This is a genomic window from Fictibacillus sp. b24, from assembly GCF_030348825.1.
In the GTDB taxonomy this organism is placed as follows: domain Bacteria; phylum Bacillota; class Bacilli; order Bacillales; family Fictibacillaceae; genus Fictibacillus.
Window position 1 is genome coordinate 1,215,920 of record NZ_JAUCES010000005.1, and the last position, 15,996, is coordinate 1,231,915.

Genomic DNA, 15,996 nt, shown 5'->3' on the forward strand with positions numbered 1-15,996 from the left:
TATTAAAATGAGTGTTCAAGAACATAAAGCACGAGCACCGAAAATAGTGAATTGCATGATCGTAACGGTAAGTGATACACGAAATGAAGAGACGGATAAAAGCGGAAAGCTGATCCAGACATTTTTGAAATCCCAAAATCATGTGATCGCAGAATATAGAATTGTTAGCGATGATAAAGAACGGATTCAGATTGCCGCGCAGTTTGGAATTCAAAACGATAACATTGATGTAGTTCTTTTTAACGGTGGTACAGGAATAGCGTCTAGAGATGTAACGATTGAATCTCTCATCCCCTTATTTGACAAAGAAATCACGGGTTTCGGAGAACTGTTTCGTATGTTAAGCTACACTGAGGATATCGGATCGAGTGCCATGTTAAGCCGTGCTATTGCTGGTGTTAAAGATAGGACGGCAATATTTGCCCTGCCAGGTTCGTCGGGAGCTGTGAAATTAGGAATGGAAAAATTAATAATGCCAGAGCTGAATCATGTCGTACAACAGCTGCAAAAATAAAGAGGGTGCTTATGCATCCTCTTTTTTATCCGTGTATTTTTGATGAGATGTTTTGATTCAATCTATACCATAACCAAAGATCATTGATGACGGAGGCTAAACTGGCAATTTTGTAGTTCAGCTCACATGATATTTCAAAGTTTTCTTCCGAAGATAACTGATCTTGGAGTTCATTGATGTGTTTTTCAATTTGCCCGATTCGATCTGGAATCGTCCCTCTTATTTTCTCCCAATGCAACAGAATGGCTGCTTGCAAAGCTTTATCATACGTTCCCCAAGGCTTATTTAAATGCGGCACGGATATTCCGAGCCTGTCATCCCATACAAAGTTATTTTGCAAAATAAATCACCTCTATCCCTATTGTACAAAAGGGTGCATGCTGATGCGAGATAAATGTTAAAAGTTATTTTTATTCATTTTAAAGAATAACCTTGCAATTTTCATTGGAATTTTGTTATAGTATGAACTATCTTAAATGGTATTTTTATAAACAATAATGTATAAAAATAAATAATTATTCATTTTAGTAATCAACAGGAGGAGAGATTTCATATGGGGAAAAAAGTTGTTTTAGCTTATTCTGGGGGATTAGATACATCGGTTGCTATACCGTGGTTAGCGGATAAAGGATATGAGGTAATTGCATTATGCTTGGATGTGGGTGAGGGGAAGGATCTTCCTTTTATACAATCAAAAGCACTATCAATCGGAGCATCTGAATCCATCGTATTGGATGTTCAAAAAGAATACGCTGAAGAATATGCATTAGTCGCTCTTCAGTCACATGCACTTTATGAAGGGAAATATCCATTGATCTCTGCTTTAAGCCGCCCGCTTATCGCTAAAAAGTTAGTTGAGACAGCTGAAAAATATGGTGCAACTGCTGTTGCTCATGGCTGTACAGGTAAAGGGAACGACCAAGTGCGTTTTGAAGTTTCTGTTGCAGCACTAGCACCAGAACTTGAGGTGCTCGCACCAGTCCGTGAATGGAGCTGGTCGCGTGAAGAAGAAATTCAATATGCAAAACAGCATGATATTCCAGTGCCTATCAAAAAAGAAAATCCTTTTTCAATTGATCAAAATTTGTGGGGAAGAAGCAATGAATGCGGAATATTAGAAGATCCTTGGGCAGCTCCGCCTGAAGAAGCATACGAAATGACAGTATCACTTGAAAATACGCCAGATCAGCCACAAATCGTTGAAATCGGATTTGAGCAAGGTGTTCCTGTATCCCTTAATGGTGAGAGTGTATCGCTCGATCACCTCATTCACCAGCTAAATGAATGGGGAGGCGCACATGGGGTTGGACGAATCGATCATGTGGAGAATAGACTCGTTGGGATTAAATCACGTGAAGTTTATGAGTGTCCTGCAGCTACAACACTTATTAAGGCACATAAAGAATTAGAAGACTTAACATTAGTAAAAGAAGTCGCTCATTTTAAGCCGATCATAGAAAAGAAGATGACAGAATTAATCTATGAAGGTCTTTGGTTCTCACCACTGAACGCATCGTTAAAAGCCTTTTTGGATGAAACACAAAAACATGTAACAGGGACTGTCCGTGTTAAATTCTTTAAAGGCCATGCGATTGTAGAAGGAAGAAAATCACCTTACTCTCTATATGATGAAAAATTAGCTACTTACACATCAGACGATGCATTTGATCACACTGCTGCAAAAGGGTTTATCTCACTATGGGGGTTACCTACAAAAGTCAGCAGCATGGTTCAAAAAAATGAGGTGAAAGTGTGAAAAAGCTATGGGGAGGACGTTTCTCTAAACAACCTGAAGAATGGGTAGATGAGTTCGGAGCATCCATTTCGTTCGATCAGCAGCTGGCAAGTCAAGATTTAAAAGGAAGTCTTGCGCATGCTAAAATGCTGTATCAATGCAATATTATTGATGAAAGTGCTTATGAAAACATTAAGAATGGATTGCTTTCTCTTGTACAGGAAGAGAAAGCAGGCGAACTATCTTACTCAGTGAAGTATGAAGATATACACTTGAACCTTGAAAAACTGTTAACCGATAAAATCGGACCAGACGGAGGAAAACTTCATACAGCGAGAAGCCGAAATGATCAAGTTGCAACAGACTTCCATCTCTATGTAAAAGAAGAGACACTACTTATTATTGAGCATATTGAAGAACTGCAAAAATCCCTTTTGAATCTTGCTGAAGAACATGTGGAGACCATTATACCTGGTTATACCCATCTTCAGCGTGCCCAGCCAGTTTCCTTAGCGCATCATCTTTTAGCCTATTTTTGGATGCTTGATCGAGATAAGGGCAGATTGCAAGACAGTTTAAAAAGAACAGATGTAATGCCGCTTGGAGCAGGTGCACTAGCGGGAACAACTTTTGATATCGACAGAAACATCACAATGAACGAATTAGGATTCTCAAATAAATATCTTAACAGCTTGGATGCGGTAAGTGATCGAGATTTTGCAATCGAATGCTGCAGCAACGCTTCTATGATCATGATGCATCTTTCTCGTTTTTGTGAAGAATTGATTCTTTGGTCTTCAGAAGAATTCGGATTCATTGAAATCAGTGATAGCTTCACAACGGGCAGCAGCATGATGCCACAAAAGAAGAATCCAGATATGGCCGAATTAATTCGCGGCAAAAGCGGCAGAGTATATGGATCATTAATGTCTTTACTCACGTTGATGAAGGGACTTCCTCTTGCTTACAACAAAGATATGCAAGAAGACAAAGAACCTGTTTTTGACACGGTAAAAACAGTTAAAGGATGTCTCAGTATCATGACTGGAATGATGAATGAGGTTAAAATAAATGCTGAAAAGATGAACAAAGCCGTTCATCAAGATTTTTCGAATGCAACAGAACTCGCTGATTATTTAGCGAAAAAAGGGATTCCGTTTCGCGAAGCCCATGAATTAGTTGGTCAGATGGTACTTCAATGTATTCAAAAAGGGTGCTATCTTCTTGATATTAGTCTTGAGGAATATCAGGCATGGTGTCCACTTGTGGAAAACGATTTATTTGTTGCGCTATCACCAAAAACCGCTGTTGAAAGAAGAAATTCAGAAGGCGGTACAGGTTTTGATGCAGTGCACAAACAGATTGATGCAGCGAAATCAAAAATACTTGTTTCCAAAAATTAATACCGTTTAACTTTCTTCAGAGGACAAAAACTATGGTTAAGGTTTTAAATTTGAAGGAGGAAGTTACCATGGCAAAGGAAAAACGTCCAAATCAACAGTTAGAATACGATGCTGAAGGTGAAATGACCGTTCATCAGCAGATAACAGAAGCGTACCAAAGTGGAATTGTTGATAAAGTAGATCAAGGACAGCAAAGAACAAAGCTAGATGACGAAGAAAGTCTTTCATAAAAGTAGTTAATAAGGGATGGCTCACATAGTTGAGCTATCCTTTTTGTTTATACCTTGTTTTGAGGAATGTATGTTAGAAGGTTGGTATGCGTGAGATGTTTGTAGGGAGGAGGGGTATAGGGCTAGTGAACATATGACGATTTTTGTCAACTCGCCGATATATGTTCAAAACTCGCTGGAATATAGTCAAATGTCGCCGGATTATCCCTGGAATTTCTAGAATTATTTCAAAATTTTCTTGAACTAGTGATAGTTTTACCCAAGCTGGTATAAGAGAGGGCCTGTTTAAAGAGGCGAATATGCATCTATTTGATCTATCTATAACGAGTTTTAAGTAAAAAATGTATAGGTAGTACAAAATGAGAAAAAATTATGCAACTTATAACTGCAGCGGCGGTATTTCATCCAGCACCCAAGCTTGAATCTCCTTCTCCTATTTAGGGCACCTTAATGCTGTCTTATCTGCAAAAAAAATCATAATGATTTTCAACTTTTTATTTTGAATCTTAGATGGTATGGTAACTATAGATAATGAAATAATTTCCAATATTGATAGGGAGGGAAAACAGATGAAAATTGGTGTACCGACTGAAATAAAAAATAACGAAAATCGTGTAGCTATGACTCCTGCTGGAGTTTTAAATCTCGTGGCGTCTGGTCATGAAGTGTTTATTCAAAAAGGTGCTGGAATCGGCTCTGGCTTTACAGATGAAGAATACGAAAGTGCTGGCGGCGTGATCGTTGAAACGCCTGTTCAGGCGTGGTCGATGGAAATGGTTATGAAAGTGAAAGAACCGCTGCCCGAGGAGTATTGTTTCTTTCGGGAAGGATTAATCCTGTTCACATATTTACATCTTGCACCTGAGCCTGAGTTAACTAAAGCGCTGACAGATAACAAGGTTATCGGCATTGCATATGAGACTGTACAGCTGCCAAACGGAACATTACCGTTGCTTACACCGATGAGCGAAGTAGCGGGAAGGATGGCTGCTCAGATTGGTGCTCAATTTTTAGAAAAACCTAAAGGCGGCCTAGGGATTTTGTTAAGTGGAATTCCTGGAGTTCGACGCGGCAAAGTAACGGTAATCGGCGGTGGAGTGGTTGGAACAAACGCTGCTAAAATTGCTATGGGACTTGGAGCAGATGTTACGATCATAGATTTAAATCCAGAACGTCTTCGTCAGCTTGATGATATTTTTGGTGTAGAAATTAATACTCTCATATCTAATCCGCTTAATATTGCGCTTGCTGTTCAAGAGTCTGCATTGGTAATTGGTGCCGTTTTAATCCCAGGAGCAAGGGCGCCTAAGCTCGTTACTGAAGAGATGATAAAAGGGATGCAGCCGGGTTCAGTAATTGTAGACGTTGCAATTGATCAGGGCGGTATTTTTGAAACCGTCGATCGCATTACAACACATGATAATCCGACTTATGAAAAGTATGGAGTTCTGCACTATGCAGTTGCAAACATGCCAGGTGCTGTTCCAAGAACTTCAACGATCGGGCTGACAAATGTGACTGTTCCTTATGCACTTCAAATCGCAAACAAAGGGTACGCGAAAGCATGTTTAGATAATGAAGCTTTACTAAAAGGAATTAATACGTTGGATGGTTTTGTAACGTATAAAGCTGTTGCTGAAGCACATCAGCTGGATTATAAAGATGCGGTTTCCATATTGACTCAAAAATAATTAGGGTGACACAAAAGTCCAACGTTCCTTTTTACTGGAATGGGGCTTTTTTTCTGTTCTATAATAGGGTATGTAAGGAAATAGGATGAAATCTAGCGTCCTAATTAGAGGAGGGAGTAAGTTATATGAAAGTGACGTATCACGGACATTCAGTACTTGAGATTCAAACCGGGGAACATTCCGTTTGGATAGACCCTTTTATTAATGGAAACGGACAAGCTAAAATTAAAGTTAGCGATGTAAAAGCAGATGTTATTTTATTAACACACGGTCATAACGATCACGTTGGAGACACAGTTGAGATTGCAAAAGCAAACAACAGCTTAGTAGTAGCGCCTTTCGAACTTGCCAATTACATCAGTTCTCAAGGAGTGGAAGCACACCCTATGCACATTGGAGGAAGCCGCACGTTTGATTTTGGAAAAGTAAAGTTTACTCAAGCTTTCCATGGATCAAGTTATGAAGAAGAAGATGGCACTGTTGTGTATACAGGGATGCCAGCAGGAATTTTATTTTCACACGGTGGAAAAACCCTATACCATGCAGGTGATACCGCTCTATTCTCAGATATGAAATTGATTGGAGAATTTGAGAAACCTGACGCTGCCTTCTTACCCATAGGTGATAATTTTACGATGGGTCCTGAAGATGCACTTATTGCAGCAAAATGGATCGGTGCAGACATAACTGTTCCAATCCACTTCAACACATTTCCTGTAATCGAACAAGATCCAGAAACTTCTTTTACATCGAAACTTGGGAATAAAGGAAAAGTGCTTCAAAGCGGTGAAAGCTTAAACGTATAATGATTCTAACCTCCCTTTCTATGCATACGAATGATAGTAAGGGAGGTTGTATTTTATATGAGCCAAGAAAAAATAGCAAAAGTCTTAATGTTGTGTGTACTGCTTTATGTAGCAATACCTGTTCTCTCTTTAGACGGTCCTCTTTTGCAAAGTGTTTTTACGATTGCATGGAGCGGGTTTGCATGTATGTTGATGATTGGCTTGCTGTTTAAAAAAGATACTCTAAAGAAACGAGCAGTCAGGAAACAAAGTATTTCTGCAAATCGGAAAATGAGGAAAAGAATGCACATGGAAAGTTGAGTTTCTGTTTGTATGCCTGTATAATCTGTATTAGTCAAATAAACAAAACAGATAGATACAGGTAAAAGGAACGGTGAATGTAATGCTAACCAAGCATGAACAAATATTGCAGCATATTTTGGACCTTGATGTCGGATCAAAAATCTCCGTTCGGCAAATTGCAAAAGATTTAACGGTCAGTGAAGGTACAGCTTATCGAGCGATTAAAGAAGCTGAAAACCAGGGAATCGTAAGTACGATTGAACGTGTTGGTACGATACGTATTGAAAGACAAGCAAAAAGCAATATTGAAAAGCTAACGTTCGCCGAAGTCGTAAATATTGTTGAAGGACAAGTACTTGGCGGGCGCGCAGGGCTTCACAAAACGCTTCATAAGTTTGTTATCGGTGCTATGAAACTAGAAGCGATGATGCGCTATGTAGATGCTGGAAGTCTTTTAATTGTTGGTAACCGTGTGAACGCGCATGAATTAGGACTTAAAGCCGGAAGTGCGATTTTAGTAACAGGGGGCTTCGATACGGAAGAAGAAGTGAAGAGGCTTGCAGATGAACTTGAACTTCCTGTGATTTCAACAAGTTACGATACATTTACTGTAGCAACGATGATCAATAAGGCGATACATGACCGCTTAATCAAAAAGGATATCGTATTAGCCTCTGATATATTAATACCAATCGATGAAACCCATTACCTCTTTCAGCATGATAAAGTTTCGAAGTGGCATGAATTAAACCAAGAGACGATGCACAGCCGTTATCCTGTTGTGGATCAAGCGAATCGTGTAACGGGTGTTGTAACTTCTAAAGACATTATCGGAGTTCCTGTATCCATGCAAGTAGAAAAGGTTATGACTCGTGCTCCTTTAACGGTTACAGAAAAAACATCTGTAGCAGCATGTGCCCACATGATGATTTGGGAAGGAATTGAACTGCTGCCGGTTATCGGTTCTTCTCATAAACTCATTGGAATTTTAACAAGGCAAGATGTTTTGAAAGCGATGCAGATGATGCAGAAGCAGCCGCAAGTTGGAGCCACTTTCGATGACCTGATCACTACAGAGTTAAAAGAACAAAAGGTGGATCATGAAGTTACGTTTACTTGCAGGATCACACCTCAGATGACCAATCACCTCGGCACAGTTTCTTATGGTGTACTGATGACTTTAGTAACCGAGACAGCTCGTAAAGCGTTGAGAAGAATTAAAAAAGGTGACCTTGTTGTTGAGAACGTAACATTCTACTATATCAAGCCTGTTCAGATCGATAGTGACATTGAATTGATACCAAGAGTTCTGGAAGTGAGCCGGAAATTTGGAAAAGTAGATGTAGAAATTCATCATGAAGGAAAGATTGTTGGAAAAGCGATGATGATGGCTCAGCTTCTCGATCACCGGTCATAAAAAAGACTTTTTTCTTATCCTTTGTTGTTCTTGTGAGTAGTTGATTTCCGTTTCAGGAGTCTCGCCACCTTACACTTCAATCAACTTGTCAGTGAAGGATTTAGAAAATCTGTTCCTAAAAGCCAAACTTTTTTAAAGAGTACTAAAAAAGTCCCTATTAAAGGGACTTTTTATCCATAATTATTTAGTTTTTCTGTGCTTCTTCTCGTGCAAGTGTAAGAAAATGCTTGTACATTTTATAGTTCATGATTAATAGTACGATTCCATATGCTAAGAAGATTAGTGCGACCCAAAGCTGCACGCGGCCTTCTACAGCAGTCAGCTCGTTTAAACCGAATGATGCTAAGAACGCCCCAAGTGCCATTTTTGCTTTTGTTCCTGTCCAGCGCTTTAAGAAAGGTTCTTTTGCACGTACTTCTGAAACTTTATAAAACACATACAAACTAAAAGAAAGTATAATAAGAATAATAAAGATCGGCATTAAAAAACTCCCCACATTTTTACTCCACTATATTGTAAACGTTTAAAACCATAATTGCCACAACGACATCTAAAAGGAGTCTGCTATGAAAGAAGAAATCTTACAGAAAATTGAACAGTATGAAAAAATCATCATTCATCGTCATGTTAGACCAGACCCAGATGCGCTCGGATCGCAAGGTGGACTTGCTTCTATTATTAAGGCGAGTTATCCCCATAAGGAAGTTTATTCAGTTGGAGAAGAAGAAGAAGGATTGGCGTTTCTGAACAGAATGGACGGTATTGAAGATGATGTATACCAAGGTGCTTTAGTTATTATTTGCGATACAGCCAATTCTCCGAGAATAAGTGATAACCGTTACTCGTTAGGCGATCTTGTAATTAAGATCGATCACCATCCGAATGAGGATCCTTACGGAGATTTAATCTGGGTAGATACAGAAGCAAGTTCTACTTCTGAGATGATTATGGATCTATACCTTTCAGGACATGAGCAGGGACTGAAATTAGATAAAAGCGCAGCAAGACTTTTATATGCAGGTATTATTGGCGATACCGGACGATTTTTGTTTGCGAACACGACTCAGAAAACCCACCGCTATACAGCAGCTTTGTTAGAGACTGGATTTTCTCCATCAGAAATACATGAGAATTTATATAAGATTTCTGAGAAACTCGTAAGATTAAACGGACATGTTTTGCAGAACTTTTCAATAGTAGATGATTGTGTAGGGTATATCCATTTAACGAAAGATACATTAAATGAGTTCAACATAAATGCCAGTGAAGCGTCACTGTTAGTAAACTCTTTTTCTCATGTTGAAGGGTTGCTTGCTTGGGTATTTTTTGTGGATGAGCCTGACCAGATTAGAGTAAGGTTGCGCTCTAAAGGGCCGGTGGTAAATAAGATTGCAGCTAAATTTAACGGTGGAGGTCATCCGAGGGCATCTGGTGCAACGGTGTATACAAAGGATGAAACTCTGTCTGTGCTTTCGGAACTCAGAAACCTTTGTAAAGAATACAAAGCAAAATAAAAAAGGCCTCATCGGGGGGCCTTTTTATACTTTAGAACGTAAATTAGTTAGCTTTTTCAGGGATAAACCAAGAGCCAACATCCGTTACATCTTCATGCACTTTCAAGTTTAATTTTGCAAGCTCTCTTTTGATCAGGTCTGCTACTTCTTTCGTTTCCGCAAAAGCAGAAAAACCATTCTGTAATTCCTTTACCTTTTCACGGGCAAGTTCTTTTCGATTGATAATCATGTAGTTCCCCCCCAATATTCACTTCTTTACTCATTATTTTATACAAATTAAGGAGGTATTGCTATTTCTTTGCCCAAAGATTCATAAAAACGTAATAATTCGACCATTATTTATGCATAATCATTCATTTATCTTTGCAGAAATATAGATTCGAAGCACTCCTGTATACAGATATAGGTGGTCAATCTTAACTCGGTAAGCTTGTTCATCATCATCGAGGCGATAGGGTTTATTTTCTATCGCTTGGAAAAGCAGTGTATTACTCTTAGCAATCGTTTCTGTATCTTCTCCTATAAGATGCTCTAAATCGTCTTCAACTGCTTTTATTAAATGCATTCTTGTCAGGTTTGATAATTTTTGAGAGTCTGAATTTGAAAACCTTACATTGATCTCATGAAGTTTAAATTTCTTTGCAAGTTCTTCATTTGCTCTTTTGTCATCAGAAGTTAGAATCTCGTTTTTTTTCTTATAATCATCTAACTCCAATTTCTGATCTTCTAATTTATGAATAAGCCTTTCATGAGCCAAGCCGCCTTGTATTAAAAAAAATGCCCAGCCGATAATAAATCCTATCGCCATTCCAGCAAAAAAACGCTGGTAGCCTTTTCGTTGATACAGCGGAGGAATCCTCATCAGTTGATGTTCTCCTGGCTAAGCCATTGAATTAACTGCATAGCCGTATTGGCTCCTGCAATCGCTACAAATATATAGGTTAATTGCTTAAAGATCTCTATAGTGGCGCCATTTTCAAAACTGCGCTCAAAGTTTGTGATCGTATCAAACGTTCCTCCAATAGCCGCGACGATGGCCCATATTTTAAGTCTCTTTGCCAGCTCCATCATTTCGTATATAGGAGCTTTACCAACCAGAAATGCTGCAAGGCCACCAATTAATGCACCGCCTAATAAAACGCCAAAAGCAATGGCAAAGTCTAAGATTATGTTTGAAAAAAAATCTCTTACCATGAGACATCCTCCTCTCCTACTAAATGTATGGACAACTTGAGAAGTGTATGCTCGTTTCTATTTTTAAAATAAATGCTTTATTAAAAGATTGTTGTTTTCGAGCACTTTGTTCTTGGAAGGAAGTTGAAACGGATGTGCCAATGAGAGGTTCTGTCTAGTTTTTGGTCAAGCAAATCATGACTTAGGATCATCCTTTTATACATCATTGATAAAGTTGATTGAAGTGGAGGGTGCGAGACTCCTGCGGGACAGGTGGGCAGGTGAGACACTTAAACGTGAAACGTTAAGAATGTGGCTCACCGCCTGCCCCGCGGAAAGCGAGCACCTGGAACGGAAATCAACCACTTCCAATTTTCGAAAACATCTTAGAAATAATAAACTCCCTATAATGAAAACTGTTTCATTAACACATGCGAACTTCTGTACTATAATGAAGTTGCAAACAGGTGCGAAAGGAAGTGAAGAGTATGGGATTTGTCCCTTTGCATATACATAGTGAATATTCGCTTCTAGAAAGCTCTTGCCGAATTGAAGAGCTAGTTCAATGTGCAAAAGAATTGGGCTATAAGGCGCTTGCCATAACAGATAAATCAAATATGTACGGTGCTTTAAAGTTCTATACTGCATGCTTAAAAGCAGGAATTCAGCCTATAATCGGTCTAGAAGCCGAAATAGGAACACAGCACCAAAACACTAAAGAGAAAATACGCTCATCACATAAAATACTTTTATATGCCATAAACAATGAAGGCTATGAAAATTTATTAAAACTTACTACGCTTATGCAAACGAAACAAGAAGGGGAAGTATCACCGCTTACTCATACAGAGATCTCAAAACATGCTGCCGGCCTGATTGCTATTTCGTCTGGTTCAGAGGGCGAGATTCAGAAATACCTAGTTTATGAAAATCATGAAGACGGTAAACTGAATAGATTGCTTGAATTTTATATGCATTGGTTCCCTGATCGTTTTTATCTTGGACTTGAAGATCATAATACGGGGCTTGAAAAAACGGTAAACATGCAATTGCAATCTCTCTCTAGAAAATTTCACATACCGTTAGTTTGTATGCATGAAACGTATTATGTGAAAAAGGAAGATGCTGACGCTCATGACATTCTGTTATGCATAAAGCAAGGAGAAAAGATTAATAATCGTGATCGATATAAACTCCCAACGAATGAGTTTTATTTGAAATCACAGCATGAGATGGAAGAATTATTCTCACATGTACCAGAAGCCTTATCCGAAACAGCTAAACTTGCAGAGAGATGCTCTTTAAAGCTTGAACTAGGTAATATAGCTCTCCCAAAATACCCAGTTCCGACTAACCGAAACAGCTATGAATACTTAACTGAATTGTGTGAAGAGGGCCTTTTAAACAGATATGAAACAATAACACCCGAGATTAAAGATCGGCTTTCGTACGAACTTACTATCATTAAGAATATGAATTTTGAAGACTATTTTCTGATTGTATGGGATTTCATGAAGTTTGCTCATGATGAAAAGATGATTACTGGCCCAGGAAGGGGTTCGGCCGCCGGTTCTTTAGTGGCTTATGTTCTTCATATAACAAACGTTGACCCAATCCATCATCAATTGATTTTTGAACGTTTCTTAAATCCAGAGCGGGTGACGATGCCAGATATTGATATTGATTTTCCTGACAACCGCCGTGATGAAGTCTTAAGATATGTTGCGAACAAATATGGGACAGATTATGTCGCGCAAATCATAACCTTTGGCACATTGGCTGCCAGAGCAGCGATTAGAGACGCAGGAAGAGTCATGGATTTTCCTCCATCGCTCATCGATTTGACGGCTAAAAATATTCCTGCTAGACCTGGAATCACTTTAGAAAACGCGTTAAAAGAATCCGCTGGTCTACAGCAAGCGTATACAACAGACGCGGATGTAAAAAAACTTGTAGAGATAGCTATGACACTTGAAGGGTTGCCTAGACATGCCTCTACTCATGCAGCAGGCGTCGTCTTATCAGGTTCACCGCTTGTTCAAAAAGTTCCTTTGCAGAGTGGACACGACGGAATTCCACTCACACAATACAGCATGGATTGGCTCGAAGCAGCTGGCCTATTGAAGATGGATTTTTTAGGATTGCGCAATTTATCACTCATTGAAAATATTTTGTTCGCGATTGAAAAGAACGAGAACGTAAAGATCAAGCTTAATGAAATTCCTTTTACAGACGCTAAAACGTTTGAGCTTCTTGCAAAAGGTGATACGACAGGCGTGTTTCAGCTCGAATCAGATGGAATGAGAAAAGTGCTGCAGCAGCTTAAACCAACAGAGTTTGAAGACATTGTTGCGGTTAATGCTCTTTACCGACCAGGTCCGATGCAAAACATCCCTGATTATATAGCAGGTAAACACGGTCTAAAGACGGTTGAATATATGCACCCAGACCTTGAGCCCATACTTAAATCAACATACGGTGTTATCGTCTATCAAGAACAGATCATGCAGATTGCAACAAAAGCTGCTGGATTTACTCTTGGAGAAGCAGATTTGTTAAGAAGAGCAGTTGGTAAAAAGAAACGAGATATTTTGCTTCGTGAGCGTCAGCATTTTGTTGCGGGGTGTTTAGAACAAGGCTATGATGAAAAGTCTGCTGATGCTTTATATGATCTGATCGTTCGTTTTGCAGACTATGGTTTCCCAAGGAGTCATGCAGTTGCATACAGTGTAATCGCCTATCAACTGGCTTACTTAAAAGCAAATTACCCATCATATTTTATGGCTGCATTACTTTCAAGCGTTATTGGCAATCATGATAAAGTGTATCAATATATAAAAGAGTCTGAGCAAAAAGGAGTTCCTATCCTGCCTCCTTCTATAAATAAGAGCTCAGCTGTTTTTACATCTCATGGATCAGCTATTGCATTCGGTCTTTTAGCGATAAAAAATGTAGGACTTCAAGCAGTTAGAAGCCTTATGGAAGAAAACGATAAAGAACCGTTTCAAGATCTGTTTGATATTTGTGCACGATGTCCCCAGAAAACTGTAAATAAACGAACGATTGAATCGCTAATTTTTGCAGGCGCGCTGGATGATCTTGGAGAAGACAGAGCTGTATTGTTAGCTTCTCTTGAAACAGCGATTGAATACGGAGAAGAGTTTCAGGAGATCTCACGAAAAAATCAAATGTATCTATTTGATGATGACATTAATCTTCCCAAGCCTTCTTATGTATCTGTCCAGCCCTTTCAAGGAAGTGAGAAACTTAAGTTTGAAAAAGAAGCGCTTGGCTTTTTCTTTTCCTCTCACCCGTTAGAACGATATCGTGCCATCCTTAGCAGCTGGAAAGCAGCTGATATTAGGGATCTGAACGAAAAAAGATCTTCAGTCCTTCTCGGTGTTTTAGTGGACAAAGTTCGTGTGATTAAAACCAAAAAAGGAGAGCTGATGGCTTTTCTGACAATCAGTGATGAGAGCGGGGAGATTGAAGCGGTTGCTTTTCCGAAAGTGTACGAGGCACATCACAGTATTCTGCAAAAAGGTGAACAATTATTTTTAGAAGGAAGTGTTGAAAAGCGCAACGAAACCTTACAGATACTGATTAATAAATGCAAGCTGCTGCATGAATTAAAACCCAATGAACAACCAGCAGTATTTATAAAGATTGATAAAAAACATCAGTCACCTGAACATTTAAATGCAGTGAAGACCATTTTGGAGCAATCTAATGGCAGCGTACCTGTTGTACTCATCTATGAGGAAAGCAGACAGAAGGTACAGATTTCACAAAAAATAAATGCTACGGAGAATTTATTGTCAGAGTTGCAATCTGTTGTTGGTGAGGGTAATGTCGTTTTAAGAAGAAATTAAAAAACTTTACAGCTTGTTTACTTTTGTTATAATGAATGAGTCAATAACAGTGGTCTGACCACCTCCTAATTTGACTCATCGACCATAAATTTTAAAACCATTAGGAGATGAAGAGATGTCTACATTACGAGAAGAAGCACTACACATGCACCGCACCCATCAAGGAAAATTAGAATCAAAATCAAAGGTACCTGTTCGCAATGCAAAGGATTTAAGCCTTGCCTATTCTCCAGGTGTCGCTGAGCCTTGCAAGGATATTTATGACGATAAATCTAAAGTCTATGACTATACGATGAAAGGCAATACTGTAGCTGTTGTTTCTGACGGAACAGCGGTTTTAGGTCTAGGTAATATTGGTCCTGAAGCTGCACTGCCGGTAATGGAAGGAAAAGCCGTTCTTTTTAAGAGTTTTGCTGGAGTTGATGCATTTCCGATCTGTTTGAATACAACAGACGTGGACAAGATTGTTGAAACAGTAAAACTCCTCGAGCCGACTTTTGGTGGAGTGAATTTAGAAGATATTGCTGCACCGAATTGTTTCGTAGTTGAAGAGCGATTAAAAAAAGAAACAAATATTCCGATCTTCCATGATGATCAGCATGGAACTGCAATTGTTACTCTAGCAGGCCTAGTAAACGCACTTAAATTAACTGGACGTGAAATGTCTAAAATTAAAGTTGTCGTAAATGGTGCCGGTGCTGCTGGTATCGCAATTATTAAATTGCTAGATCGTTTCGGCGTAAAAGACATTATTATGTGTGATACAAAAGGTGCGATCTACGAAGGCCGTCCATTCGGAATGAATAGTGTAAAGAAAGAAGTGGCAAGGTTTACAAACCGTACAAAACAAGAAGGTACACTAGCTGATGTCATTAGCGGTACTGATGTTTTTGTTGGTGTTTCTGTAGAAGGTGCTCTTACTAAAGCAATGGTAGAATCGATGAACCCTGAACCGATTATTTTTGCGATGGCAAACCCTAATCCAGAAATTATGCCTCATGAAGCTCGTGAAGCAGGAGCGATGGTAATTGGTACTGGACGATCTGATTTCCCGAACCAAGTTAACAACGTACTTGCATTCCCTGGTATCTTCCGAGGTGCTCTTGATGTAAGAGCGACTCATATCAATGAGGAAATGAAGATTGCAGCAGTACATGCCATTGCAAACTTAGTAAATCCTGTTGAATTAAGTGCAGAATACGTTATTCCAGCGCCGTTTGATCCCCGTGTAGCTCCTGCAGTTGCAGCAGCTGTTGCGACTGCTGCTATGGAAACAGGTGTTGCAAGAATTCGTATGAGTCCAGAAGACATCGCTGAAAAGACAAAGAGACTTGCAATTATCGGAAAAGATGAATGAAA

General features: G+C 39.1%; 17 protein-coding genes. 12 read left to right on the plus strand and 5 right to left on the minus strand.

The annotated features are described in order from the left end of the window. Positions 1–7: 7 nt before the first annotated feature. Complete coding sequence (locus QUF49_RS06140) at positions 8–514, plus strand: MogA/MoaB family molybdenum cofactor biosynthesis protein (RefSeq protein WP_289494847.1); 507 nt, start codon at positions 8–10, stop codon at positions 512–514. A gap of 25 nt (positions 515–539) precedes the next feature. On the opposite strand, the gene QUF49_RS06145 is transcribed toward QUF49_RS06140, so the two are convergent. Beyond that, positions 540–854: a hypothetical protein gene (locus tag QUF49_RS06145; protein ID WP_289494848.1), complete on the minus strand. Its 315-nt coding sequence runs from the start codon at positions 852–854 to the stop codon at positions 540–542. Positions 855–1,067: 213 nt separating this feature from the next. Between QUF49_RS06145 and QUF49_RS06150 the strand changes: the two genes are divergently transcribed. From QUF49_RS06150 to QUF49_RS06180, 7 genes are all read left to right on the plus strand, one after another. Continuing rightward, on the plus strand, positions 1,068–2,270 hold the full coding sequence (locus QUF49_RS06150) for an argininosuccinate synthase (RefSeq protein ID WP_289494849.1): 1,203 nt from the start codon (positions 1,068–1,070) through the stop codon (positions 2,268–2,270). Beyond that, positions 2,267–3,652, plus strand: coding sequence for an argininosuccinate lyase (gene argH, locus QUF49_RS06155; RefSeq protein WP_289494850.1), 1,386 nt, complete (start codon positions 2,267–2,269; stop codon positions 3,650–3,652). The genes QUF49_RS06150 and argH overlap by 4 nt, the downstream gene beginning before the upstream one ends. A gap of 68 nt (positions 3,653–3,720) precedes the next feature. After that, positions 3,721–3,882, plus strand: coding sequence for a hypothetical protein (locus tag QUF49_RS06160; protein ID WP_289494851.1), 162 nt, complete (start codon positions 3,721–3,723; stop codon positions 3,880–3,882). 569 nt (positions 3,883–4,451) lie between these two features. Further along, entirely contained in the window at positions 4,452–5,573 is a 1,122-nt protein-coding gene (gene ald / locus QUF49_RS06165) for an alanine dehydrogenase (RefSeq protein WP_289494852.1), read from the plus strand. A 125-nt stretch (positions 5,574–5,698) separates the two neighbouring features. Then, positions 5,699–6,379, plus strand: a complete 681-nt coding sequence (locus QUF49_RS06170; protein ID WP_289494853.1) for a metal-dependent hydrolase — start codon at positions 5,699–5,701, stop codon at positions 6,377–6,379. A 57-nt stretch (positions 6,380–6,436) separates the two neighbouring features. Continuing rightward, complete coding sequence (locus tag QUF49_RS06175; RefSeq protein WP_289494854.1) at positions 6,437–6,679, plus strand: hypothetical protein; 243 nt, start codon at positions 6,437–6,439, stop codon at positions 6,677–6,679. 82 nt (positions 6,680–6,761) lie between these two features. Next, positions 6,762–8,078, plus strand: coding sequence for a DRTGG domain-containing protein (locus tag QUF49_RS06180; RefSeq protein ID WP_289494855.1), 1,317 nt, complete (start codon positions 6,762–6,764; stop codon positions 8,076–8,078). Positions 8,079–8,262: 184 nt separating this feature from the next. Here QUF49_RS06180 and QUF49_RS06185 read toward each other — a convergent pair whose 3' ends face one another. Beyond that, positions 8,263–8,559, minus strand: coding sequence for a YtpI family protein (locus tag QUF49_RS06185; RefSeq protein ID WP_066243718.1), 297 nt, complete (start codon positions 8,557–8,559; stop codon positions 8,263–8,265). Positions 8,560–8,644: 85 nt separating this feature from the next. Here QUF49_RS06185 and QUF49_RS06190 point away from each other — a divergent pair, with 85 nt between their 5' ends. After that, positions 8,645–9,592, plus strand: coding sequence for a DHH family phosphoesterase (locus tag QUF49_RS06190; protein WP_289494856.1), 948 nt, complete (start codon positions 8,645–8,647; stop codon positions 9,590–9,592). A 43-nt stretch (positions 9,593–9,635) separates the two neighbouring features. Here the strand turns inward: QUF49_RS06190 and QUF49_RS06195 are convergent, their stop codons facing one another. From QUF49_RS06195 to QUF49_RS06205, 3 genes are all read right to left on the minus strand, one after another. Further along, positions 9,636–9,821 (minus strand): hypothetical protein, encoded by a 186-nt coding sequence (locus QUF49_RS06195; protein WP_066396796.1) that lies wholly within the window; start codon positions 9,819–9,821, stop codon positions 9,636–9,638. Between the two features lie 120 nt (positions 9,822–9,941). Continuing rightward, positions 9,942–10,454 carry a sporulation membrane protein YtrI gene (gene ytrI / locus QUF49_RS06200; protein WP_289494858.1) on the minus strand — a complete coding sequence of 171 codons (513 nt, stop codon included), beginning with the start codon at positions 10,452–10,454 and terminating at the stop codon, positions 9,942–9,944. Then, complete coding sequence (locus QUF49_RS06205; protein ID WP_289494859.1) at positions 10,454–10,786, minus strand: YtrH family sporulation protein; 333 nt, start codon at positions 10,784–10,786, stop codon at positions 10,454–10,456. Before QUF49_RS06205 ends, ytrI begins: the two co-directional genes overlap by 1 nt. A gap of 214 nt (positions 10,787–11,000) precedes the next feature. Here QUF49_RS06205 and QUF49_RS06210 point away from each other — a divergent pair, with 214 nt between their 5' ends. The 3 genes from QUF49_RS06210 (at position 11,001) to QUF49_RS06220 (ending at position 15,994) form a co-directional block, all read left to right on the plus strand. Next, positions 11,001–11,282 carry a hypothetical protein gene (locus QUF49_RS06210; protein ID WP_289494860.1) on the plus strand — a complete coding sequence of 94 codons (282 nt, stop codon included), beginning with the start codon at positions 11,001–11,003 and terminating at the stop codon, positions 11,280–11,282. Beyond that, a complete protein-coding gene (gene dnaE, locus QUF49_RS06215; RefSeq protein ID WP_289494861.1) occupies positions 11,254–14,637 on the plus strand; it encodes a DNA polymerase III subunit alpha in 3,384 nt (1,127 codons plus the stop codon). Before QUF49_RS06210 ends, dnaE begins: the two co-directional genes overlap by 29 nt. A 115-nt stretch (positions 14,638–14,752) precedes the next feature. Next, positions 14,753–15,994, plus strand: a complete 1,242-nt coding sequence (locus tag QUF49_RS06220; protein ID WP_289494862.1) for an NAD(P)-dependent malic enzyme — start codon at positions 14,753–14,755, stop codon at positions 15,992–15,994. Positions 15,995–15,996: the final 2 nt, after the last annotated feature.